We start from the raw sequence: 25,273 nt of genomic DNA on the forward strand, positions 1-25,273 counted from the left end.
TCACCTTCCTTCTTACACGTATTTAGGAGAGGCGCTATTGCATTTGTGCAAAAGCGCCTTAATTTTTAAATTACCAGCTAAAGTCTGCAGCGTTTTCTTTTGTTTGTAGTTCTACATCAATTGGAACTTCAGTAGGAACTACTTCTGCACCCCAAAGTTTAGCCAATGCCATACCAAGACCAATTCTCACCTGGTCTCTTGGGAATTGAGCAGTAGTTGCTTTGAACACGCCACCTTTTGTGATAGCCTCAATCGCTTCTGGGTGTCCGTCAACACTGTAAATCCATACATCTTTACCAGATGCTTCAACTGCACCTAATGTACCTAATGCACCTTCATCGTTAACACTGAAAATTGCATTTAAATCTTTATTTGCTTGTAACATGTTTTCTGTAACCTTCATCGCTTCAGCTCTATCTTGTTTACCATTTTGTTTGTCCACAATTTCAATTCCTGAATACTCTTTAACAGCATCTTCAAAACCACGTACACGCTCTAGGATTGGTACAACTGGAATACCATCAAGAATGGCAACTTTACCTTGTCCACCTAAATCTTCTGCCATTTGCTTACCAGCTAAATAACCAGCATCATAGTTTCTTGATCCTACGAAAGAGTCGATAGGACCTTTTGCTTGAGCATCAATAGCCACAACAATAATACCTGCTTTTTTCGCTGCTTCTACAGCTCCTTCAACACCATCACTGTCAGTAGGGTTGATTAATAAGATATCAATTTTTTTCTGAATCATGTCATCAATATCATTGATTTGTTTTGTTACGTCATGTTGAGCGTCTGCAATAACGGTTTCAGCACCAATTTGTGCAGCAGCCTCTTCAAAAGCTTCTTTCATTGAAATGAAGTATGGATTGTTCATTTCTTGGAAAGACATACCGATTTTAATCTTTTCTTTCTTCGCTTCCCCACTACCTTCACCACCAGCATTGCTTTGGTTTGAACAACCTGCTGCAACGAATAGAAGTAATACTAGTGAAAGTACAACTAACTTTTTAAATTTTTTCATTGGTGTTTACCCCCTGTTTTTTATTCAAATAAAATTGTTAAAAGAATATTGTAAATAGAATGAGTATAAAGCGGTTACATTTCGTTAGATTTATCTAAGCAAAATGGTCATTTACACCAGATCAAACAAGATATAAATTCGTTACCTTCTTTATTGCATCCCCTCACAAACTAGCATTTCAATTCATTTTTTGAGACATCACCCCTTCCAATAGGTTGAACGCGCTTCCATTGTCAGTTAAAAACAAAAGGGTGCCTTAAACACGTTATCAAGTTAGACTCTACATCACGAGAGAATAATAGATAACGCATATAAGGCACCCATAGCCATCGTAAATTTTATACCAGCCATAAGCATAAAATTCACATTATATTAAGTTTATTGAAAACGGTTATATTTTTCTATACCAAACGTTAGTATAGATATTAAGTTAATTTCAAATTTATTACGTTTCTGTAACTATATTTATAGTATATTGTCGAAATATCTAATAGTCAAGAATTATTTCAAACTATCAAATCATTTTTAATGAAAATTTATTTCTCATCCGAACGAAATAAAGAGTCTGCTTCAATAAGCTCTTTCGCGATTACCACTAATTTTTTATTTTTATCCCGGCTCATTTTCTGTAATCGTTTCATGGCTTCTGGCTCTTTCAAATTCATCCGATCCATCATTATTCCTTTTGCTTTTTCAATATATTTACGTGCTTCTAATGCATTCTTAGTACTTTGTAGCTCTTCCTGCAGCTTCTTAAATTCTTCAAACTTAGCTAAGCTAATATTAATGGCAATTTTTAGTTCTTCTATATCAATAGGTTTTAGTAAATAATAGAGTACACCCTCATCAGTAGCTCTATTAATTAATTGTTCGTCATGATAACCGCTTACAATAATACTTGGAATAAATAGGCTTTCGTTAATCTTTTTGATCGCATCAATTCCATCGAGATTTGGCATATTAATGTCCATGATAACGAGGTCTGGCTTTTTTTCTAATGCCATTTCAACAGCCATTTCTCCGTCTGTTGCAACGCCAACAACTTCATGCCCTAGCTTTTCTACATAGGATTTTGTAGCCATTAATACTAAGAATTCATCCTCGGCTATTAAGATTCGTAAAGATTGAGTCATGGTTATCACCACCCTATTTATTCATAGTTACATCTGCAAAGAAAACAGTTTGTTACATTTCTTCTAATTATATAGAAAATGGTCGAATAATGAAAGCGAAAACAGTCGAAATTTGTATAGTCTGATTGAACACTAGGGTAATGGCATTTGTCGTTATCAAAAAAATGTTTTATGATGATAATAAGGTTATCAAACTATTTTGAAATAACATTAATTTCTATTGTGTTTCTCTACTATTTTTTCCTTGGTTGGAGGTAATCGTTTGAGTGAGTTTATTTTGGAGTGTACGAATATAACATATATTAGCCCCGATGGAGATATCGATCATCTAAACTTTCATCTTAAAGACTCAGAAATACATGCTTTTATTATAAAGAATAGTTCTGAGCAAAAGGTGTTCATTCAAGCCCTCAGGAAGTTATTAGAAAAACCCGGTCTGCATGGGGAAATTAAATTAAAGGACAAAGTGTTAACGAATTATAAACACACCAAACATAAAATAGCAATTATACAACAAGAACCGTCTTTGATTAATAACTTTTCCATTGCAGAAAATCTTAGTTTGTCTAGCATACCAACACGGAAATTTCTCCCTTTTGTCGATTGGAAACAAGTCACTAAAAGAGCAGAACAGGTTTTACATTTGCTTGATTTTCAATTCGATTATAAGAAAAAAGTAAAAAGTCTCTCCGATGAGGAAAAAAGAATTGTGTATATTGCACGAAGCTTTATCCAAAAACCCGAAATCATTGTCATTCAAGAACCGATGGAAGGTCTCTCTGATATTAATGCGTCAAAATTATATAACGCATTGAAACAATTTAAAATTGATGGTGGGAGCATTATTTACATTACAAAACAATGGGAAGACGCATTAAAACTTGCAAACCGAATATCAATCCTATCCAACGGAAGAATCACTGCGGAAATGACAGCTGAGGAAGCAATAGCTGATCCTCAAAAACTACTAAAGAAAATTGAGAACTACCATTTTAATTATCATGATGAGTATAAAGACGATGAAACGAAACCAGTTCTTGACGCTGTCTTTAAGGCCGCAGAATTTCTGACATCTGAATATGAGCTGAAAGATGTATTGTTACTTTTAGCGAAAGAAGTTACGAGAGTTATGAATGCTGACAGTAGTTCGATTAAGTTACTCGATGAAGCTACCTGGAGTATTATTGATGATTTTGAATATAAAAATAACCAAACTGTAACAGCTCAATTAACGAAAGAAGCCATTGTAAAAATAGCGAAGGGAAATGAAATCTATTACGCAAATAAAAATGATTCAGTCTTTCCCTCTTTGTTTGAAAAAATTGATAATGTAAAAACGATTATCTGTATCCCCGTACTGATTCGTTCCCAAGTAACAGGGATTATTCAAGTTTCTTATGAAAACTTATATGTTTATTCAAAAGAGGAGACGAAATTTTTATCAGCTCTAGCTCGGCATGCGGCAATTGCAATTGAAGATACAAGATTAATGGGAAGATCAGCTCTTCTTCAAGAAAGCCACCACCGAATTAAAAATAATCTTCAATCAATCGTCGGACTTATTTCAGCACAAAAAATGTTTGTAAAAAATAACCCCGAGCAATCCGTGGGTGAATTACTTGATAGTATAATTTTTAGAATCAAAAGTATCGCATCCGTTCACAATCTTCTTTCAAAGGAGAAATTAGGTAGAAGTATAATAAATGTGAAACAAATTATTGAAGCAATCATAAGCATTATCAATACCAATCCAAACATAAGGATTCAATTTGAACTTGAAGATATTTTCATCCCTTATAATAAGGCAACATCTATCGCCCTAATCATTAATGAATTAGTCATTAACTGCTTTAAGCATGCTTTTTCAGATGATGATAGCGGCATTATTGTTATCACATGCAAGAAAATAGATAACACGATATACCTATCGGTTAGAGATAATGGTCGAGGAGTTCCAGAAAACTTCGATATGTCCAAGTTAGCATCCTTAGGATTATCCATTATCCAAGGGATTGTATCAAGCGACTTCCAAGGACAAATGACCTTTGAAAGTACTAAAGGAAATACATTAGTCGAAATCAAACTTCCAACAGAGCGGATTTTTCTTCATCAATAGGGAAGAATCTGTTGTAATATTCACTTAAAAACCCCAAGAATCTTGATTTAACATGGTTCTTGGGGTTTCTTTTTCTTAAAATAGCTTTCCACAAGCATACTGGCGATATCTCTTATTCTCTTTCCGGAACTCTTTGAATTCTTGGATCTGTAAAGATATCACTTTCATCTGTACTTTTTGTTGAAAATTCGGAGACAATCGCGCCTTCACTTCCTGCTTTAAACCAATGTAGGGTATTGGGATAAATGGTATATTGTTCGCCTGGCTGTAAAATAATTTCATGAAAAGCGGTATAGTACTCGTCATCCCCCTGTGGTGGATTCATCGCGCGGTTCTTTGTTTCTTCACCCTCTACATAAAGATATACCGTTCCGTATCTGCATCGAAAAGTCTCTTCCTTGCCTTCATCAAAATCTCTTTTTGGATGCTTATGTTCAGGACAGGTTTGGTATGGAAGTAATGCCAACTCTTTCGCGCAAACCAGTTCTGTATTCACATAGGTAATCAATTGCAGCCCTGTATCTTCAACATTATTAAGTCCAAATTCAGCCACTTCTAAACTACTTTTCTCTTTATCCGTCAAAATAATATGAGCTTTCTCAAATAGCTCTAAAGCCTGTGCTTTTATTTTTTCATACTCATGTTTTTTCATTTTTCAAACCTCCTTGTAGGCAGTCAGTCTTGTCTATTTTTTCACATATTGCTCTTTATTCGAAAAGATTTCCATCGCTCTCTTTACATCTTTTTTAATCGCATCCTTTGCAATTACCGCAAAGTCATGATAGAAAAGATCTTTGTTTTGCTCGATATATTCCTTTATGGCATTCGCACCTGCTTTAGCAGCATAGCTGTAATAGTTGATTTTTCTTACCCCTGAATTAATGACAGCTAAATACTCTTCCTCGTTTAATCCAGAACCACCATGCATGACAATGGGTATCTTAGTATTCTCAGAAATCAACTTCAATCGTTTGATATCTAGTTGAGGTTCTTTAATATAGATTCCGTGTACTGTTCCAAAAGAGGCAGCTAATGCATCAATTCCTGTTCTCTGAACAAAATCTTTAGCTACCTCTGGGTCTGTGTAATAATCTTCTGCATCTCCTTTTAAAAGTTCCTCTCCGCCTGCCGTTTCTTCGCCACCAATTCCAGATGATGTGATCATACCAAGTTCTGCTTCAACTGATACATTATGGGAATGAGCATAATCCACTACTTCGGTAACTGTTTTCACATTATCTTCATAACTCATATGTGAGGCGTCAATCATAACGGAGCTAAACCCGGTGTCGATTGCCTTTTTGACTGTTTCAAGACTTGAACCGTGGTCAAGGTGTACGACTACTGGAACACTAGCATTTTTTGCAAGTTCAACGAGAATGGGTCCCATGACTTCAAGCGGCGTAACTTCAAAGTGTACTTCGGCATGAGACAAAATAATTGGAACCTGTAGTTCTTCGGCCGCTTCAACCGCTGCTCTTGCTGATTCCAATGTTGGGGAGTTAAAAGCCCCTACTGCAAAATTTTCTTCTTCTGCTTTTGCCAAAATTTCTTTTAATGTGACTAACATAAAAACAACCTCCTTTAAAATTCAATACGTTCTCTTTTCGGAAACTCCTGATACATGGCAACTAGCTCTCCATAGCTTTTAACTCCAGACGTGCTGTCCTCCGCAAATAAAGAGGATGCTGCAGACGCTGTTCCTAATTCCATTGCCTCGGGAAGGCTTACATTTTTTATAGCGCCATACAACACTCCGGCTACATAAGCATCGCCCGCACCTACTGTTCCTTTAATTGATTCTCGGTCTATCAATAAAGAAGGAATGCTATAGAATGATGTCCCATCGTACCCAAAGCTTCCTTCAGGAGTATGGATGACAACCCATTCCTTGACTCCTAATTCCATCAACCTAAAAAGAACTTTTTGAATATTAGAAGTGATTAAATCCCCAGAAGACTCTCTTAATGGAATACCAACACTTTTTCCCGCTTCAATTTCATTGATAATACAATAATCTGTATACTTTAAACTGGGTGGGACAAGTTTTTCATATCTGTTACTATTTTCACTGACAATATCTATGGACGTTTTCAAACCGTTGTCCTGTGCCTGTTTAAGTACCTTAGCCATCTTTGTTCCAAATTCACTGTCTTCTTGATCTAAAGAGTCTAATAGAAGTATGTAGCCAATATGTAGAAGCTTCGCATTTAATTTTTCAAATTTAATCGTATCTTCATCAAACAAGGATGAATTGCCTCTGTAGGTAAAAAAGGTTCTGGTATGATCGGTTTCATCTTGAATCACATCTGTAAAGGGAGTATCTCCTATTACCTTCACATGGCCGAGATCAATATTTTGATAGTTTCCTAATCTCTCTTTAAGAAAGTGACCCTTTTCATCGTCACCAATCAAGGCTACAATTTCAATCGGTAGATCTGAATCGATTTTAGCCATTGTAATTGCACAGTTCGAAACTGCTCCTCCATTTGACCTTGAAATACTACGGATTGTGGTCAATTCAGATCGATTCGGATACTTTTCTACTTTCTTTATTTCATCTACGGCAATCGTGCCTGCAAACAATATTCCCTCTCTCAAATCATCACCTTCTTTATCACGTAGGTTTTAGGACTTTCTTTTCTTAATGACGTCTGCATACACGGCTACTAAAATTACAATCCCTTTTACGATATATTGCCAAAAAGAACTGACACCCATCAGGTTTAATCCATTGCTAAGTACGCCGATAATCAGGGCACCAATTACTGTACCGCCAATCCGTCCGTAGCCACCTGTCATACTTGTTCCACCAAGGACTACTGCTGCGATTGCATCAAGTTCTGCTCCAGTTCCTGATGTAGGCTGTCCAGAAAACATACGTGAGGCAAGAACGATTCCCGCTACTGCAGACATGAACCCACCAAATGTATAAGCAAAGAACTTTACTTTTTTGATATTAATTCCGGAAAATTTAGCTGCCTCCGCGTTTCCGCCTACCGCATACATATAACGGCCTAACTTCGTTTTGTTCATGATGAAATAACATATGATTAAAAGAATAATTAAATAAAATACCGGCATTGGTAGTATCCCACCAATATAACCGGAACCAATTGAATTAAAAGAATCTGACATGACTCGAATTGGTTTCCCGTCAGAGATTACGTAAGCCGCGCCTCTTGCGATATTCATCGTCGCAAGAGTTATAATGAATGGTGGGATGATAGTAGTTGCAGCAATATACCCATTTAGTGCACCAATTAACATCCCAACTAAAACCCCTACAGCCACTGCTGCAGCAACTGGAAAACTAAATAATGCAATGAGCGATGTCGTGACAACGCCTACTACCGCCATAATTGATCCAACTGAAAGGTCAATACCGCCGATAATAATGATCATCGTCATGGCTAAGGCCAAATATAAATTGGTAGATGTTTGTCTTAATACATTTAATAAGTTATTGGATGAAAGGAAGTTGGGATTAACGAGAGATATCACGATACATAAAACGATTAGTCCGATAATAATCCCCAAGTTTTCCCTTAAGAAGTTTTTAATACTGACCCCCAGGTTCATGACAATATTATCCTTTTTGTTTAAATTGTAAGATACTTGAGACATTTTTAATTCCCCCCAGTCGCGTAATGCATGATTGTCTCTTGATCAGAGTCTTCCTTATTTAATATCTTTTGAATTTTACCCTTGTACATAACGGCAACTCGATCACTCATGTTGATAACTTCAGGAAGTTCAGAAGAAATCATGATAATCGAAACACCCTCTTTTGCCAATCTGTTCATGATTGCATAGATTTCTGCCTTTGCTCCAACATCAACACCTCTAGTCGGTTCATCAAGAATCAAAACCTGTGGCTTTGTTGCTAACCATCTAGAAATCAATACCTTTTGCTGATTTCCACCACTTAAATTTCCTACTTCCTGCTCCGGGCTTGGCGTCTTAATTGATAATTCGTTTATATAATGATTGGTTTCATTGTTTTCATATTTAAAATTAACCCTTAAAAATTTTATAAAGTCTTGTAAAATTTTAATCGTTAAATTGTATTTAACCGATTGTGTTAAGAATAATCCTTCTTCTTTACGATTTTCCGTAACATAAGCAATTCTATTTTTAATGGCATCGTTAGGATTTTTGATATTCACCTTTGTGCCATTGACCATAATTTCGCCCTGCTCAAATAGGTCTAGGCCAAAGATACACTTCATCAACTCTGATCTTCCAGCTCCCACTAGCCCAGAAAAACCAAGAATCTCACCTTTCCTCAGCTCAAAGCTGGCATTTTCAATAACACCTTTTCTTGTTAGATTGCTAACTTTCAAGATCGTTTCACCAGTCGCAGAAAAATCCCTGACATAGTAATTTGTTAATTCGCGGCCAACCATCATAGCGATTAATTTATCATTTGTTGTTTCTTTCGTTACCACTGTACCTACATAAGTACCGTCCCGCATAACTGTAATTCTGTCGGTAATTTCAAATAACTCATTCATACGATGAGAGATATAAACAATTCCTACGCCTTGTTCTTTTAAATTTCGAATTGTCTTAAATAAGAACTCTACTTCTTTATCCGTTAATGACGAGGTTGGTTCGTCCATTACAATAATTTTCGAATGAAAAGAAACTGCTTTTATGATTTCAATCATTTGCTGCTGTGCAACAGTTAATTGATTGACTACTGTTTTAGCTGATAATCCTAAATCAAAATCATCTAAAAATTTTTGCGCATTTTCATACATCAATTTTATATCTACGAATCTTGCCTTCGTTAACGGCTCACGACCCAAATAAATATTTTCCGCTATCGATAAATAAGGGACTAAACTGATTTCTTGATGAATTATACTAATCCCAAATTTCTGTGCATCTTTGACACCATTTATCTGGACTTCATTCCCATTTATAAAAATTTTCCCTTCGTTAATGTCATAAATGCCATTCAATATCTTCATTAATGTTGATTTTCCAGCGCCATTTTCTCCAAGTAGTGCATGGACCTCTCCACTTTCTAGTTCAAAATCAACACCTTTTAAGGCATAAACTCCAGGAAACTGTTTCGTTACACCTTTCATTTCTAACAGTTTACCGCTCATATTTACCACCTCATTTCATTTGAAAGGAGTGACTCTTAAAATGATGCCAAGCTAAATAGGCTCTGTTCCTCTTTAAGAGTCACCCATCAGTCAAAAGCATTATTTATCGTATTTTACTGCCAACCATCAGTGCCGTATTTATCCACATTGTCTTTATTGATGATGAATGTTTCTACTGGCGTTCTCTGTTCAAATTTTTCACCTTTTAGTACTTTATAGGCTACATCAACTGAGATTTGTCCAATGGAAATCGGTGATTGAGCACCTGATCCTGCAAACGGACCTCCTTCAGCAATTTCAGCTTTAGCACTTGGAGAACCATCGACTCCATAAATAGCAATGTCGGTCTTATTAGCCGCTTTAACAGCTGCTAATGCTCCTAACGCACTTGGGTCATTTCCACCCATAATGGCAATAATATCTGGGTGAGCTTGAAGGATATCTTCTGTAATATCAAGAGATGTTTCTAAGTCCCCTTTACCATCCTGCTGCGCTACGACTTCGAAGCCTTTACCCTCTATCGCTTCCATGAAACCTTCAATTCGATCATTGATAGAGTTCATGGTTGGGCTATCAAGAATCGCAATTTTTCCGCCATCAGGGAAGTTTTTCACCAAATCTTCTCCTGCCACACGGCCTGCATTTTTGTTATCAGAACCAACATATGCGGTCACATATTTGAAATCTTTTACCTCTGTGTCATAGTTTATGATTGGTATTCCTGCTTCCTCCAGCATGACTAATGCAGGTCTAATTCCTTCCCAGTCAACTGGGTTTAGGAAAATAGCGTCGATTCCCTGTGAGATCATGTCTTCAATTTGGTTAATTTGAAGTTCTACATTCATCGCTGGATTTGTTGTAATAAGCTCATCACCATTTGCTTCAACCTTTTCGCGGATGGCTTGTTCCAGCACCTGGAAGAAAGGATTATTCTGTGTCATTGATGTGTAGCCAAACACATATTTGTCTTTTGATTCCTTACCATCTCCACCTGATCCTTCGCTGTTGTTACAAGCAGCTAATACCACCAAAAGCAATGCAACTAAGAAAACAGATACTAATTTTTTCATGAGATTTCCCCCTTTGTTAAATATGTGAAATTTTTGCGAGTAAGGATGTAAGCCCTTTCTCTGGTACTATCGTATCAATCGCGCAAATTTTAGTCTTTTCGAAAATTTAACAATTTTTGCGAATTTTTAACTTTTATAAAAACGCTTACAATTTTAAAAGGGTAGGACACCTGTAAACCAAGCGTCCTACCCTTTTGTTATACTTTCACTATTGTAGTGCACCTTTACGATACTGGTTGGGGGAAACCCCTACAGCTTTTTTAAAGGCAGTGCTGAAATAGTGCTGAGACTCATAGCCTGCTTGCTCTGCAATTTCATACACTTGTAAGTTGGTAGAATTCAGAAGGTGTATTGCCCTCCTTATCCTCAATTCAGTAACTAAACCGGTAAAAGAGGTCCCTAATTCCTGTTTGATGATCCTGCTTAGATATACAGTTGACACTTGTAATTGTTGCGCGACCGATTCTAGTGTAAAGTCAGGGGCCGTATATTGCTGGCGGATGATACTTTTTGCACGCCTTACAATCGGAGATATGAGAGACTCTTCTGAAATCTGTTTTATACAACTCTGATAAACAGCAGGAATCGAATCAAAACCTTCTGAAATCGTTTCTGAATAGAGAGTTAGGGATACTTTTAATTCAGATTGGATATCCATGTCTATTTTTGAAAACAATTCCTCATCAACTTGCCCCCACAGCAACATAAATAAAAGGCCTGTTGAATCATAAAATACAAGTGTGTCTCGGTCTCCTAAAGCAGCTAATATAATCTTCTTCATTTCCCAATGGAGCAAGTCCTTATTTGTTCCTTGACTCAAAGACTGACTTATTTCTAAATCCCGACAACGGATGACTACCATCACTTGAGGCACTTCCTTTGGGAGCTCCCAAAAGTGTAACTGCTCAATAATTTCCTCATTCGAAAGTTTCTTATCAACCCATTCAAGGCAAAACTGCTCTTGTAGGATCAACGTATTTTGTGATATATGGTTTGAGGCGATTTCCAAATATTTAGTTTGAGCTATCTCGCATTGGATTGTATTTCGAACTTTCTTAAGAACCTCTGTTAAGCTATTAGGTTTTATCGGTTTTAAAATATAGTCCTCCACCTGTAAGCGTAGTGCCTCTTGGGCATAACTAAATTCATCATACCCTGAAATGATGACTACTCTACATTTGGGAAGCCTTTCCTTGATATTTTTTATTAGGGCAAGACCATTCATAATGGGCATATTCAAGTCTACTAGAAGAATATCCACTTCATGTTTCAGCGCAAGTTCCAGTGCTTCTTCACCATCTTCGGCCTCTGCTGCTACTTCCATTCCATTTTCTAGCCAGTCAATCGAATAACGGATCCCTTCTCGAATATTTGGTTCATCGTCTGCGATTAATACCTTTAAAAGTTGCTCCACTTATCACACCCCCATTGTCATTAAAAATCTAGATTCAGAGGAAGCAAAACCTGTACTGACGTACCCTTTCCTTGAACACTTTCGATGGATAAGCCAAAAGGATTTCCATTCGTTAACTTGATTCTAGCCTGTACATTCATGATTCCGTACCCAATCGTCGTCTTATCCTTTGTCTCTTCCAAACTATTAAAGTTAATCGCTAAATTTTCACGAAGTTTGGTTAATCTTTCTTCTGAAATGCCCACCCCGTCATCCTCAACGGAAAGCACTAGTTTACCTGCTTGTTCTTTAGCATCGATTGAAATATTACCTGGTCCCCGCCGTTCCTTGATTCCGTGGTAAATTGCATTTTCTACAATTGGTTGCAACACCAGTTTAATAACTGGTATATGGTTTAGCTTGGGGTCGATTGAAATACGATAATTCAGTTTATCTTTATATCTAGCCTTTTGGATTTTTAAATAACTTTCAATATGCTCGATTTCCTTTTCCAAAGGGATGATGTCTTTCCCTTTACTTAGACCAATCCGGAAAAGCTGTGATAAGGATTCAACAACCTCAGATACATCCGTTGCACCTTTTTTTCGAGCCATCCAGTTGATCGTATCCAATGTATTGTATAAAAAGTGTGGTTTAATTTGAGACTGTAGCGTTTGTAATTCAGCATCCCGCTTTTGCCTCCCTTGAATTTCGATTAGAGAAATCAGATTGTTAATCTTGTTTAGCATGGTATTAAAACTCCTACCTAGCCTCCCAATCTCGTCTACCCGATTTCCCTTATATCGAATCGATAAATCCCCAGACTCGACCTGGTTCATAAACGCATTTAATTGATTGATTGGTCTTGTCATTGAATGGGACAAATAATAAGACGCACCAATGCCAAACGCACAAACGATAAATAAAAAGCTAATTACATAAAAATTAATCTGTTGAACCTCCATAACGGATTCATTCGTTGGAAATACACCAATTGTCGTCCAATTCGAAAATGGTAGCTTCCTATAAATAAACTGCATATTTTCCCCATCGATCATTTTAGTAAATGAACCGGAGGAATCATTGTCAAACCATCCTGACTTGACTTTTTCCACTAAGGAAACTTGTGGAGAATAAATCACTTCCCCCTTATCGTCGATTACCATTAAATAACCCGACTTCCCTAATCTGACATCCTTAATGACTTCTGAAATGGCCCGTATCTTTAAATCGATTAAGATGACACCTGTGACTGTTTGCCTCTCAGGCTCCATAATCGCACGTACACCTGAGACAATCTCACTATTCAAATAATTGGCATGTGATTTTATACTTCTCCCCGCAGGGTGACCGATAATTTTAAAAATACCATTATTCTCAATAGCCTCTCGATACCATTCCTCTTCAATTAAAGAATGGATGTTTCGAGGATACAACTCGTTACTGATATAGTTACCCTTATGGTCCATAATAAGAATTCCCGCAATTTCAGGATTGACGGTGGTTAAAGCTTGCAAGAATTGCTCAATCTCGTACTCATGATCTGATTCTTTGATTTCATCTTGTTGAAGAAAATCAATAACCTGTGGATTCATTGAGATAAAATACGAGATATCTTGCATATTTTCCACGTACGATTCTAATGATTTATTTGCTTGACCTAATAATTGAAGAGTATGATCTGTCACTTGTTTATCGATAATCTTATCAACGGTAAGACTAATCAACGAACCCAGACCGATGGAGGGAAGGATACTTATAATTAGTAGTAGCGCTACGATTTTATAACGAATCGGGATATCATTTATTCCTAATGAAATGACTTTTTTCAATTCTATCACTCTATTCCTTCATTCCTATTCCGCATAATAACTATCTACATTTTTTTTAGTCACAACTGTTATCCCTGTATCCATTTTTGGAAGTTTATTTTGTGCGTAAGGATCACTTGGCAATTTAATAAGTCCATGGTTTAGATAAAACAAATAGTTTAATGACCAATACCCCATGCTCCAAGTGCCCTGCGCAAGGGTAGCCTCTATCGTTCCTGCCTTCACCATATCAAGTGTCTGTTTATCTGTATCGAAACTGACGATTTTAACATCTTTATCCTTTTTCAACTTTATAACAGCCCTTCCAGCACCTACTCCACCATTAGCTTCCGTTAGAAAAATCCCTTTCAAATCAGGGTGTTCAGTTAATAGGTCTATGACGACTTGTTCAGAGACTAATTGATCCCCTTTTCCATCTTTCACACCCACAATCTCTATATCCGGATATTGGTTTTCGATTGTCTCTTGAAACCCCTTAAGACGACTAATTTGGTTTTGCTGATTCGGTATGGTGACTACCGCTACTTTTCCATTTCGATTGATGAAATGCGCCAGTTCATGAGCTGCTGTACCACCTGCATTTACATTATTTGTGCCAATAAATGTATAGGCATTGCTTTTCGGAGCGTCCGAATCAAATAGAACAATAGGGATCCCTGCATCTATTGCTTTAAATATGGTTACATCAAGTGCATCCGGGTGGATAGCAGACAGCGCGATCCCCGACGGCTTTCTCGCAATTACCTGTTCAAGGACGGTGATCTGTTCCTTTACATCATATTGCGATGCCCCATGGTATTCCACAGAAACATTAAGTGCCTGACCCGCATCCTCAAATCCTTTTAAAATCTTTTTCCAATAATCGGTACCTGCTTGGAAGGTGACCATGACATATTTCTCGTCTACTTGTCCCTGCAGTCCTTTTGTTTCATTCAAATTTGTTGTTGCTTCATGTGATTGAAAATCTTTTAGATATAGTAGAAAAGCAATAATTAATAGAGCATATACAACTAATAGCTTCTTCATTTGTAACCCCTTCCATAATATTTTTAGCCAAGGCTAGCCACCTTATCAGGTATAAATGCTTCCCTATTACTATTAATCTATTTAAATGACTAGTAATTTGATTTAAAAATTGAATCGTTCACATATGATTTTTGTATATTTATAACATAATTTGGTATCTGGTGCCAGTCCCCAACGTCCAGGAACTTACTCAGCTACTAGTATTTCCCCTATTCTTCTGAACAAAAATTTTTATTTAAATTGAACTAACAGTACAAACATAACGAAACTTAAACTGTCTGTTTCTTCACGTTTCCTTTGATCTGGGCTTTACTAAGGGTAGAGGTGATTTTGTGCTAGAAAAAGTAATTGGTCATAATGTCAAGCGGATTCGAACAAAGAAAAAAGTATTTCAGGAAGACTTAGCACTAGATATAGGGATATCTCCTACCTACTTAAATAGAATTGAAAATGGCAAGGCAACACCTTCAATTCCTTTGATTGAAAGGATTTCTACAGAACTTGATGTATCAAGTAATGAGCTTATGATAAATGGTGATATCATCAAAAGTGATAAAAATGTAGAGTTAAAGCTGACTCTAGCTGAAATTTATGAGGGCATTCCTGAAAAATACCACGAAGAAATTATTAAGTTTAACATGAGTCTAGCAAACATTATTAGCATAAAAGAATCCGAAACAAAGTGATAAAGGATAATACGTATCATACATCAAGAAAATGGTTCCACAACATCCCTCTCCAATTTGACCTGTTACCGACCAATTATTATATCTATGAATGAAAATCCCCCGCAACACACCCACACAAAAAGGAGCGAACACATGAAAACAATTCAACAATTTTATGAAGTGAATCCCCACACAATGGCCATCCTTCCAGCGAGAGAAATCGAGTACTTTGCGATCGTCATCGAAGTGTACAAAATCTTCTACGTCCTGCAAACACCATTGCAAATTATTCAAGCAGCCTGCCTTGAAGGCGGAGCAACCTACGAGGGCAGACGCAAAGCCGTCACCCACTTAACTGGAGCAGTGCAAAAGGTCCCCATTCCGATTAACCCTCGAAGAAAGATCTTCGCATTTCCCACTCACTCACCTACCGCGTTTGAGTGCAACTGGATTTTCCACCATCACGTAAAAACAATCAGACCTTCCGAAAAAAACAATCCAACAACCCAATCAATTATCCTATTTAAAAATAATCAAGAACTACCCATGAATGAATCTCACTATATCTTGCAAAAACAATTAACGCGTACAGGGATGTGTATTCTACAATACTCAACACCCGAATATTTGTAATCGCATTCACCGCTAAGTTTGTAATAACCGGGGGGCAAATGACCTGTCCCTTCAACCCCAAATAACTCAAAAAGGATGAATAGACATGAATGGAAATTTATTAATTGAGGAAAGACCTCTACTTATTATCCCCTCACTAGCTAAACTGGTCGGTTTACATGAGAGCATTATTTTACAGCAAATTCATTATTGGTTAAAGCGTACACATCATATTCAATTGGACCGGAAATGGGTGTATTTTACCTATGATGACTTTACCGAGCAGTTCCCCTTCTTCTCAAAAAGCACGATTCGAAGACTGATTTCAAGTTTAGAAAACAAAGGACTTCTCTCTTCTAATCATTTCAACAGGTTAAAAATTGATCGGACAAAATGGTACACCATCAATTACGAAAATCTCGAAAACTTGAAAACAATTGACCCTACTCAAGCAGACGGAAAAATTCTACCACCTGTCCTAAATGAACATACGATGTGTTCAAATCAGACAGACGATCTGCTCAATCTGGACAGCCCATGTGTTCAAAATGAGCAGATGAGCTGTTCAATTTGGATGGAGGATGTGCTCAACTTGAACACACCATTACTAGAGAGTACTTCAGAGAGTACTACAAAGAATACTTCAGAGACTTCTTCTTCTTCAAAAGATTTACAACAGGACGAAGTAAAAGAAGACCCATTCCGATTCTTTGGGCAAAATGGATTCGGAACAATCGGAAGCTTTATTGCTGACAAAATCAATGCCTGGTGTATCGATTTATCAGACGAACTTGTGATTGAGGCTATGAAACTAGCTGTAGAAAATTCATCAAAGCGCTGGAGCTATGTCGAAGCGATATTACGGGACTGGGTGGAAAAAGGCTATCAAACAATTGAGGATGTACATGCAGCACGTCTAGCCTATAAAAATCAAACGAACCCCCAATCTCTAAAAATGCCAGTCAGACAGGAATACATTCCAGAATGGTTTCATAAGCGTGATCAGGAATATGAAACTCAGCATGAGACTATCTCTGAAGATGATGAAAGGATGGTTGAGGAACATTTGAAAAAGCCTAGAGAACAAGAAACTTTTGGCCCACAAGAATTTGTTCACAATCCTAACTTCGAAGAGAAAAAAAGACTGTTTGAAGAGCGATTAAAGATGTCTTAGTAGATTGTGATAAAAATAATGCGGGACAATGGACCTTTCCCTCTGTTCCTTACTGTTAGTCTATGAATTCTGCGAATTTTGCTTTTGTTTTAATGACTTTTGCAAGGTTATGAGCTACTTTTATACTGATTCCTGCGGTGTACAAGAATGTCTGAATCTAATTCCAGATCTCCTGGCCATGAGATAGTTTGTAGTTCAAGATTTACATACACATGTTCAAAATACTCCTGGTTCTTTGAGCTTTTTTAAGACGCCTTTCATATGTGGCTTGATGTCTAAAAGTTTTTGATTACCATTGTCTAACTCAATAATCTGCCATCCTGCAAGACCTATACAACTTAAAAAGAGACTTATTCCTAGTTGTGAATATACTTGAAACCGTTTCAGTCAAATTGTAGTGCTTCAATTATTCCTTTTTATGAATGCTAGAAAAGAGTGGATAAAACGGAATTACAGTAAAAGAAGATAAATTTATTATTATTTAAGGCATACAGAGTGACTTATCTAACGGAGGACAATAATTATAATTAATACCACCTAAAAAATGTCGATATTTGTCGATAATAAGTTTATAATTATGCTGCAAGGTGGTAAGAAAATGATTTTTAAATATTGGCATTTCCTAAAAATGAAATATTACTCGCGGTTAACCAAAGATGCCAGAGATCCACAGCTCAGGAATACCACAGCAATGAGTTTAACAAATAAGTAAGATGAACATACGAACGAAACCGTGTCATTTTAACGGATGTCTTTACAAAACTGTCAGTAACTTAATATCCAAATAGATAACCAAAAATATTAATACTCCTCAGTCCTACATGAATTTATAGTATATTAATATTGGGAGGATGGATAAATGAAGTTTTTAAAATTTGTATTTTTAACTATAACTGTTTTGGTGATTCTTGGATATGGGGTATACCATTTTGGAACAAAAGTAGCTTCTGATAAGTTAATGGATACTATATCTACAGAATTAGATAGTAGTGGAGAAATGGAAAAAATAAAACAATCTATTGAGAACGATCCAGAGTTACTATCTTTTATAGAAGATGCAAAATCTGTTGATGAGAGTAAACTTCCATTTCGAACAAAAGAGGAAGCTACAAAGGTTCTAATAAAAAAAGTAGGAATTACTGAATTTAATGATATTAGAAAACAAGTACAAGAGGGTACAATTTCCAAAGAAGAAGTACTTGAAGATGTACAAGGAAAATTAACGGAAGAAGAAATATTAGCATTAAAAGTGATTGCTTATAAAGAATTATATAATCAATAGTTTACAAGTGGTACCTTCAATTGTTGTAATAGAGCCGCAAAGACACTTAAACAAAAGTAATTTGGGATAGGTTTTTTCTTGGCGGGGAAATTGAATCCATTAATGGTGTAGAGGAAGAGACTGAAGAAGAACCCGAAGTTGAAGAATCTGAGGAAGAAGCGGTCGAAACGAATACTATGATTAAAAACTACGAAGATAGAGTCTGATAACAGCACTGATATGACTTTTGTCATCAGTATAAGTCTATTGGGATTATTGCTTCTAATACTCGCTTCTAGTGGATATTATTTGCTGATCAAGATAAAATATAAGCAAAAGGAATGACCTGTACGTTGGGGTCATTCCTTTTTTTGGTGGGTCGGAGGGACCCGAGTTATAGTTTTGTAATGTAATTGATTGCTTCACGCTCGTGGTATTTCATTTTAGATTCAATATCAGATTTTAGCTTTTGGGAGAGACAATCCTCTAATAGGGTTCGATTTTTATTAAATTGCATGCTGTGCCAATAGTATTTTACTTTGTAAATAGCTTTCTTCACGCATATTCCCCTTTCGATCTTGTAAACATAAACCGACGGAGCCTCGTGTTCGGGAACTGGCTGGCATAGTCCAAAAGACCGTAGCCCCTCTAGTTTTGCGTCATCATCTTTCAATGATTTTGCCATTTCGTACGATTTATGTATGATTCCTATTTACTATAGAATAATGCACGAAACTATTAAAAGGGTCTTTAGTCCTATTTTGATAACGAATAGGACTTTTGGAATAGAATTTTATTGGTTTTTGTCGAAACAGGAGCCAGAAGGACAGTTCTACAGGTCCCTAAGTCATATAGTTTAAAAAGATGATATTGGGAATTGCGTGTAAGTGATGATATTTGCGCTTTAACAGGACGGAATTGCGCTTAAGAGGATAATTGATTTTTATCCCATTTACAGACTTGCAGGCATCTAAAATACGGTAAGTGTAAAAAAACTAGCAACCAAATATTTGATTGCTAGCCTAATAGATTAGTTTTTCTTATTTCCTGTGTTTCCGTTATTGCCGTTGTTGCCGATTTTTACGTCGTTCGTTGTTACGTTACCAGCGTAGTCAACTGCTACTACTGTTACAGTTTGACCTTTTGTAACTGATTCAGCGAGAACGTGCTGTGTTTCACCGTTTACATATGGTGCCTCTGTAACTGGCTTACCATCGACGTATACATCCCAGTATGCTACGCCACTTGTTTTGTCTGTAGCATCAACTGATACAGTTTTACGATCTGCACCTAGTTTTGTTTTGAGTTTAGGTGTTGTTACGTCCAGTTTTACTGGGATTGTTAGAGTTTGTGCTTCTGCACCATCATAGTCAAGAGTTGCTTTTGCTTGTAAGTAATATTGACCGTCTGGTGCAACCTTTCCATTTTGAGCTTTTCCGTCCCACGTCCAATTAGAGATTAGGTAATACATTTGGCCTTGTCCACCGTCATAGTAGTTCTTGCGGACAAATTCTTCTGACGTAATTTCTTTTACAACCTTGCCATCTTCATTTATTACAGATAGGGTTAATTCTTTTGCATTTCGGAGGAACGATAACAGATAGGTTGCGCTGTCGTTCTTTCCATCCCCGTTTGGTGAGATCGCGATTAGATCTGTGTCAATGTCTCCTGTTACTTGGTTGACACCTAAGTATTCGTAGCTTGTTCCGCCAACATGTGACAATACTCCTGTTGTGCCATAGAAAGTAGCTTCATCCCAGATTGGTGCATCAAAAATTGGTGCTGCATTCCAGTCACCTTTAAAACCTACATAAGGTACTACTAAGTCTGGATTTGTATCGGTTGGGTCAGTTAGTTTTACAAAACCTTCTAACCAATAGCCGTTTGTGAAGTATGATTTTAAATCCTTATCCCACTCACTAACATCTACAGATACTTCAAATGTCTTTGTACCATTTGCAGGTACTTCGATTGTGCTTGTTGCTTGACCATTAACTGTTGCAACTCCGCCTAAATCGATTGCTCCAAACATGTTCGGTGCTGAAACAAATACTCCTCCACCATTAACAGGGGCATCCGTTTGAGCACTTGCACTTACTTCATACGTAGCGGCTTCATTAGACAAGTTTTCAGCCGTTAATGAGAATGTGACAACATTTTCTTTTACTTCTTTAAGCGCTACCTTTGCTTCGCCTGTGTTTGAGTCCGTTACTGTAACAGGTGTTGTTAGTGCTGCATGAAGCTGCATTAACCCTGCACCTTGACGACGCGGCGAAACAGGTGCTCCACCAAAGTCTACCGGACTAGCTGTGTTCATTAAGAATTTTTTCGCAAGCTCAGATCTTGCTGCACCTTCAAGAGCGAATTCAGAATCTACACGTTCTAATACCAATGCTGAACCACCTGATACATGTGGAGCTGCCATTGATGTACCACTCTTAATGGCATATTTGTTGTCATTGATTGTTGAGTAAATTTGCCCTCCTGGAGCTGTGATTTCTGGCTTGAAATCAAGGTTTGGTGTAATTCCCCAAGATGAGAAATCACTCATTTTTCCAGCATTTGTGTTTGGAATGGACATTTGATTTCCATCAAATGAAACGGTAACCGTTTGTCCATCTTTAAGTGCCGTAGCAAAGCGATCGCCATCTGCTTTTAGCATGAATAATTGTGGAATTGTAATGGCTGCATCAGACGCCATGCTCACTGTTCCATCTGTGTTGTTATAGATGAATACACCAGCAGCACCCGCTTTCTGTGCATTTAACGCTTTATCGACAAAGCCAATTACACCACGTTGAACTAAGGCGTATTTGCCCTCTAGATTTTTACCTGCAAAATCTTCAGGAGTTCCAAGGCCAGCTTCCACTAATTCATAGCTTGTCCCGCCCACAGGGTCCGCTTGACCTGCAGATAAATACATGACATGTGATGGTTCACCCTCGCCCACTTGTACGCTGACTGCATCAACAATCATGTTCGTGTTTTCAAATGATGCGACCTGAAGAGAATCATAGGATACTCCAGGTGATCCAACTAAACCATAATCAGGGTTTGAAGCATACGGATAGAAATAACCATTTCCAAAATACGTAGAGTTTCCAGCAGAAATGGACATGACAACTCCATTATCAACCGCACGCTTAACCGCTTGTTGCTCTGGAGATTCAGCATCTACGAATCCCGCTGCTGACCCAAGACTCATGTTAAGAACGTCTGCACCTAGCTTAATTGCATCGTCAATTGCTTTAATGTAAATATCACCGTAAGTAGTTGCTACATTTTCACCAAATACACGTAATGCAAGTAATTGTGCTTCTGGAGCAACACCTTGGATGCCGCCATTTTCTTCGTCACCGTTTGCCGCAACTGTTCCTGCTACGTGCATACCGTGCATATTTGTATCGGCATTGACATCCACAATGTGGTCATTGTTATCCATGTAGTTCCAACCATAAGGAACTTTTTCAGTCCAGAACTTTCCTGGAAGGGTAAACTCAGAAATTGCACTGTTGACGTCAGCTTCTGATAAATCAGCTGAGGAACTATCGTTTAAGACAAGGTCTTTGTGAGACGGGTCGATACCAGAGTCGATAATCCCGACAATCATGCCTTCCCCTTTGTAACCGAAGTCACGCCAAACTTGCTGTGCTTCAACTAACTCTTTACTATACTTCATGTCTGCTTCTTCTTCTGGAAGCTCATACTCAGTTGCGATGTATACATTTTTAACTTCAGGAACTTCTTTAAGTTTTGCGATATCCTCGTATTTCACTTTTCCACTGAAGCCATTTACGATTGCATCGAATTCTTGCTCATACTTGATGTTTACTTTTTTGCCTTTAATTTTATCTTTCGCTGCCTTTTGCTTGTCCTTCGCAGCCTTTTCTAATTGCTTTCTTTCCCCTTTTGAAAGCTGATCGTACTTTTTCCCTTTTTTCGTTGCTACTTCGACCGGAGCATCTCCATCCATTTCGACAACAACACGCACCTCTTGGTCTGGATCAATATTCGGTACATCTGTTGCCTCTCTGTTTACGATGTCGTTCGTTGGTTTCTGTGCATCTAGTTGGTTTGGTGTAAATCCAGTAAACGCAAAAGCGCTACCACTAAATGCAAGTAGTAAAACTAGTAATAATGCCGTAATTCTCTTAGCCATTTTCATCCTCCCTTTTTACATTGGGACAGAGGGACAGGTTCACTGTCCCAGGTCTGTGGGACGAGGGACCTGTCCCCGTGTCCAAAAATCTATTTATCTACAAAAACCGAAAAAAATTTACCCTTCACGAAAATTTCGACACCAAAACGTTACAAAATTTTCTGGGTATTCACACTATACTAAATTACTATTTTTTGGACTAGCACTAAAAGTCATAGTAAAATTAGGCTAAAAACGGGATTTGGCCTTGTAGGAATTTGTCGATTTGGGATTATCGTCGTGGTTATGTATAGGAAAAAGGTCAGGTTCAGGCTCTGACACATAGAATTTGTAGTAGGGTAAAGGGATGAATTGTTGTGGGTACAAGTCGGGACCAGTGGGACGGTTCTAGTCGTTCCTATTTTGAAATAGTAAATGCCTAGTCACCAGCCAAATTACCTTACTGCGGTGACTGGCATGAGGGAACTTTTTAATCGGAAGTTTCAATCCACCAACCTGCAATATTGATTCCTTTGAAATGCACTTCTTTCCCGCTGTTATCTTCGTAAGAAAAGTAACCGGTTGCGAAGAGGAGATACCAGTTTGTGTAGTCACTGATTATTGGAACGATTTCCGAAGTTGTAACCAAGTTTTCTTTTTCATCGATATAGGTTGACACCTTTACGCAATCAAAACCGCTCGGGCAGTAGAGTTGTTTGTTGTTACTTACCCAATCCTGGAATGAATGAGGATGAGTTGGAACTCGAAACCCACAAAATAGAAATGTCATGAGGATAAAACCTACTACCCATACTCTGAGTTTGTTCTTTTTTTCAGCTAAACCTACTAAAAGGACGAAGAGTATGCCCGCATAGAAAGTGAACCAGAGAAACAGGTCTTCCTTAAAAATAAACCATCCGTAAAAGAAGACCATTAGACTAAACCCAAGGATAGTTAGAAAGTGCTTAAAAACGGATGGATCTATTTCATCTCCGCTTACTTCTTCTTCTTTTTTCAGAAAGACTAAAAAAACTGAAAAGGCAACTGCAAGAACGAAAAAGACGATTTTCATTGTGCACCTCAATCGTTATATTGATAGTTTAAACACTTCATCCTGCTTGATTCCGATATTAATAGATACTGTCCAGAATATTATATATCAGAGGGTAGGATATTAATATTGATTTTTTTCCTGTATTTTACATATTTAAAAAGAACCACAGGGACGGTTCCTCTGGCCCCCTGCTCGGACTACGATAATGGAGAATTGCGTCTTTCGTATGATATTTGCGTTTTATTATGAAGAGATGTGTTTCAATAAATTAGCAACGTAGTGCTTGGCTTTTGGGACAGGGGTATCAGCACCCTGTCCCACCCACCAGGCGGTGTCTTTAAACCGAAAGAACAAAAAAGCCCAACGCGGATTCCAAATCCATTCGTTGAGCTTGATTTATAATTCTAAGATAATAATTTTTAGTTTTTTCTCGCTATAACAGCCTATTTTCCCGCTTAATAATCACAACTAATCAATCGTTTGTTTGAATGTCATTCTCCCAGTAATCGCAACGGCTATCTACCAATCAAACGTTTGATTGAATTTTAAAACCTTAATTATTACAGATCTTTTCAAATTAATATTTTACTTTGACAAAATACTAATTCTACAACCGCCATGTGACTACCAAACAAGGCTGTTGGAATAAAGGGTTTTTAAAATTTTCAAGAAGCGAATTACATTCACATTTATAAATTTTTGCTTACATAATAGAGTGTATCGTCGAGATGTGAGGCAAGGCTCCCGATGTCATGTCCTGTGAATGGGTAAACTACTATGCTTTTATCTGCTTCGATGTGGTTATATACGCCAAATATCGCTTTTGGTGGACAAACGATATCTTTTAGCCCTACCGCTACCCTTATCTTACTTTTGATCATGGAGGCGAAATTAAGATTATCAAAGTAAGTTAGGTTATGGAAAACTTGTTGTGCCTTTTCTGGATACCTTGCTAAATAACCTTCAAGACTCAGTAGGGACCCACCTTGTTTCTGCTGAATTGCTAGTTCACTATTACACATATTTGGTACATCAGCTATGACTAACTTAGGGCGATGATCTAAGGCAGCCACGGCTAGTGCGACTCCCCCACCCATGCTACCACCATAAATACAAACCCGACTTTTATCAATTTCAGGTCTAGAGAAAATAAAATCAATAGCACGTTTACTATCCATATACACTTTACGATAATAATATTCTTCTTTGTTTAAAATCCCATGTAAAATCCACGTTCCATTAGTTCCAGACATATAGCCAGAGTCGTCGCTACTCTCACCATGTCCTCGATGATCAATTGCTAAAACAGCAATTCCCTGCATGACCCATTTCATGTAATTTGAAGCAGACCCTTTATCCATTCCATAGCCATGGTACATAACTATACAAGGCAGATTTTCCTTTGTTTCTTTCGGTAAAATATAAAACCCTCTAATAGGTGTTCCACCAAATCCCTGATAGGTAACACGATATACGTCAACCTGTTTAATCGGATATTCTTCTCTTTCTAGAGCGCTTTGTATGGGAAGTCGGTTTGACTCATCTAAGGTATTTTCCCAAAAGGTGTGGAAGTCCTCCGTCTTTGTCAAAGGGGGTTTATATGTTTCATATTCTTTCATTTGTTTTTCAAAGTATTACAAAATAATCCTCCC

At 37.4% G+C, this 25,273-nt stretch carries 20 protein-coding genes and 1 riboswitch; of the genes, 5 read left to right on the plus strand and 15 right to left on the minus strand.

Translation table 11 applies throughout. The features are described from left to right. Positions 1-70: 70 nt before the first annotated feature. Together RGU12_RS21425 and RGU12_RS21430 are read right to left on the minus strand one after the other, a co-directional pair. Positions 71-1,024: an ABC transporter substrate-binding protein gene (locus RGU12_RS21425; RefSeq protein ID WP_309537870.1), complete on the minus strand. Its 954-nt coding sequence runs from the start codon at positions 1,022-1,024 to the stop codon at positions 71-73. A 536-nt stretch (positions 1,025-1,560) separates the two neighbouring features. Beyond that, on the minus strand, positions 1,561-2,157 hold the full coding sequence (locus tag RGU12_RS21430; RefSeq protein WP_309537871.1) for an ANTAR domain-containing response regulator: 597 nt from the start codon (positions 2,155-2,157) through the stop codon (positions 1,561-1,563). 262 nt (positions 2,158-2,419) lie between these two features. On the opposite strand from RGU12_RS21430, the gene RGU12_RS21435 reads away from it, so the two are divergent. Then, a complete protein-coding gene (locus tag RGU12_RS21435) occupies positions 2,420-4,273 on the plus strand; it encodes a histidine kinase dimerization/phosphoacceptor domain -containing protein (RefSeq protein ID WP_309537872.1) in 1,854 nt (617 codons plus the stop codon). 112 nt (positions 4,274-4,385) lie between these two features. Here RGU12_RS21435 and RGU12_RS21440 read toward each other — a convergent pair whose 3' ends face one another. The 9 genes from RGU12_RS21440 to RGU12_RS21480 form a co-directional block, all read right to left on the minus strand. After that, positions 4,386-4,925, minus strand: a complete 540-nt coding sequence (locus tag RGU12_RS21440; protein ID WP_309537873.1) for a D-lyxose/D-mannose family sugar isomerase — start codon at positions 4,923-4,925, stop codon at positions 4,386-4,388. Positions 4,926-4,958: 33 nt separating this feature from the next. Further along, positions 4,959-5,843 (minus strand): class II fructose-bisphosphate aldolase, encoded by an 885-nt coding sequence (locus RGU12_RS21445; protein ID WP_309537874.1) that lies wholly within the window; start codon positions 5,841-5,843, stop codon positions 4,959-4,961. A gap of 14 nt (positions 5,844-5,857) precedes the next feature. Further along, complete coding sequence (locus RGU12_RS21450) at positions 5,858-6,874, minus strand: carbohydrate kinase family protein (protein ID WP_309537875.1); 1,017 nt, start codon at positions 6,872-6,874, stop codon at positions 5,858-5,860. A 27-nt stretch (positions 6,875-6,901) separates the two neighbouring features. After that, a complete protein-coding gene (locus tag RGU12_RS21455; RefSeq protein ID WP_309537876.1) occupies positions 6,902-7,900 on the minus strand; it encodes an ABC transporter permease in 999 nt (332 codons plus the stop codon). 2 nt (positions 7,901-7,902) lie between these two features. Beyond that, positions 7,903-9,393 (minus strand): sugar ABC transporter ATP-binding protein, encoded by a 1,491-nt coding sequence (locus tag RGU12_RS21460; RefSeq protein ID WP_309537877.1) that lies wholly within the window; start codon positions 9,391-9,393, stop codon positions 7,903-7,905. Between the two features lie 113 nt (positions 9,394-9,506). Next, complete coding sequence (locus tag RGU12_RS21465; RefSeq protein ID WP_309537878.1) at positions 9,507-10,463, minus strand: sugar ABC transporter substrate-binding protein; 957 nt, start codon at positions 10,461-10,463, stop codon at positions 9,507-9,509. 208 nt (positions 10,464-10,671) lie between these two features. After that, positions 10,672-11,877, minus strand: a complete 1,206-nt coding sequence (locus RGU12_RS21470; RefSeq protein WP_309537879.1) for a response regulator transcription factor — start codon at positions 11,875-11,877, stop codon at positions 10,672-10,674. Positions 11,878-11,897: 20 nt separating this feature from the next. After that, positions 11,898-13,697, minus strand: coding sequence for a cache domain-containing sensor histidine kinase (locus RGU12_RS21475; RefSeq protein ID WP_309537880.1), 1,800 nt, complete (start codon positions 13,695-13,697; stop codon positions 11,898-11,900). Positions 13,698-13,712: 15 nt separating this feature from the next. Further along, positions 13,713-14,714, minus strand: coding sequence for a substrate-binding domain-containing protein (locus RGU12_RS21480; protein ID WP_309537881.1), 1,002 nt, complete (start codon positions 14,712-14,714; stop codon positions 13,713-13,715). Positions 14,715-15,046: 332 nt separating this feature from the next. On the opposite strand from RGU12_RS21480, the gene RGU12_RS21485 reads away from it, so the two are divergent. The 4 genes from RGU12_RS21485 to RGU12_RS21500 all read left to right on the plus strand — a co-directional run bounded on the left by RGU12_RS21485 (position 15,047) and on the right by RGU12_RS21500 (position 18,450). Further along, entirely contained in the window at positions 15,047-15,400 is a 354-nt protein-coding gene (locus RGU12_RS21485; RefSeq protein ID WP_309537882.1) for a helix-turn-helix domain-containing protein, read from the plus strand. A gap of 135 nt (positions 15,401-15,535) precedes the next feature. Continuing rightward, positions 15,536-16,015 carry a competence protein ComK gene (locus RGU12_RS21490; RefSeq protein ID WP_309537883.1) on the plus strand — a complete coding sequence of 160 codons (480 nt, stop codon included), beginning with the start codon at positions 15,536-15,538 and terminating at the stop codon, positions 16,013-16,015. 85 nt (positions 16,016-16,100) lie between these two features. Then, on the plus strand, positions 16,101-17,168 hold the full coding sequence (locus tag RGU12_RS21495) for a DnaD domain-containing protein (RefSeq protein ID WP_309537884.1): 1,068 nt from the start codon (positions 16,101-16,103) through the stop codon (positions 17,166-17,168). 859 nt (positions 17,169-18,027) lie between these two features. Beyond that, on the plus strand, positions 18,028-18,450 hold the full coding sequence (locus RGU12_RS21500) for a hypothetical protein (RefSeq protein ID WP_309537885.1): 423 nt from the start codon (positions 18,028-18,030) through the stop codon (positions 18,448-18,450). Positions 18,451-18,823: 373 nt separating this feature from the next. Here RGU12_RS21500 and RGU12_RS21505 read toward each other — a convergent pair whose 3' ends face one another. The 4 genes from RGU12_RS21505 to RGU12_RS21520 form a co-directional block, all read right to left on the minus strand. Continuing rightward, positions 18,824-18,988: a hypothetical protein gene (locus RGU12_RS21505; protein ID WP_309537886.1), complete on the minus strand. Its 165-nt coding sequence runs from the start codon at positions 18,986-18,988 to the stop codon at positions 18,824-18,826. Between the two features lie 48 nt (positions 18,989-19,036). Beyond that, positions 19,037-19,122: riboswitch (cyclic di-GMP riboswitch) on the minus strand. 337 nt (positions 19,123-19,459) lie between these two features. Next, entirely contained in the window at positions 19,460-22,588 is a 3,129-nt protein-coding gene (locus RGU12_RS21510) for a S8 family serine peptidase (RefSeq protein ID WP_309537887.1), read from the minus strand. Between the two features lie 469 nt (positions 22,589-23,057). Continuing rightward, a complete protein-coding gene (locus tag RGU12_RS21515) occupies positions 23,058-23,639 on the minus strand; it encodes a hypothetical protein (protein WP_309537888.1) in 582 nt (193 codons plus the stop codon). Between the two features lie 671 nt (positions 23,640-24,310). Continuing rightward, positions 24,311-25,240 (minus strand): acetylxylan esterase, encoded by a 930-nt coding sequence (locus RGU12_RS21520; protein WP_309537889.1) that lies wholly within the window; start codon positions 25,238-25,240, stop codon positions 24,311-24,313. Positions 25,241-25,273: the final 33 nt, after the last annotated feature.

The sequence above is a fragment of the Ferdinandcohnia sp. QZ13 genome, assembly GCF_031324165.1.
Classification (GTDB): Bacteria; Bacillota; Bacilli; order Bacillales; family Bacillaceae_L; genus Ferdinandcohnia.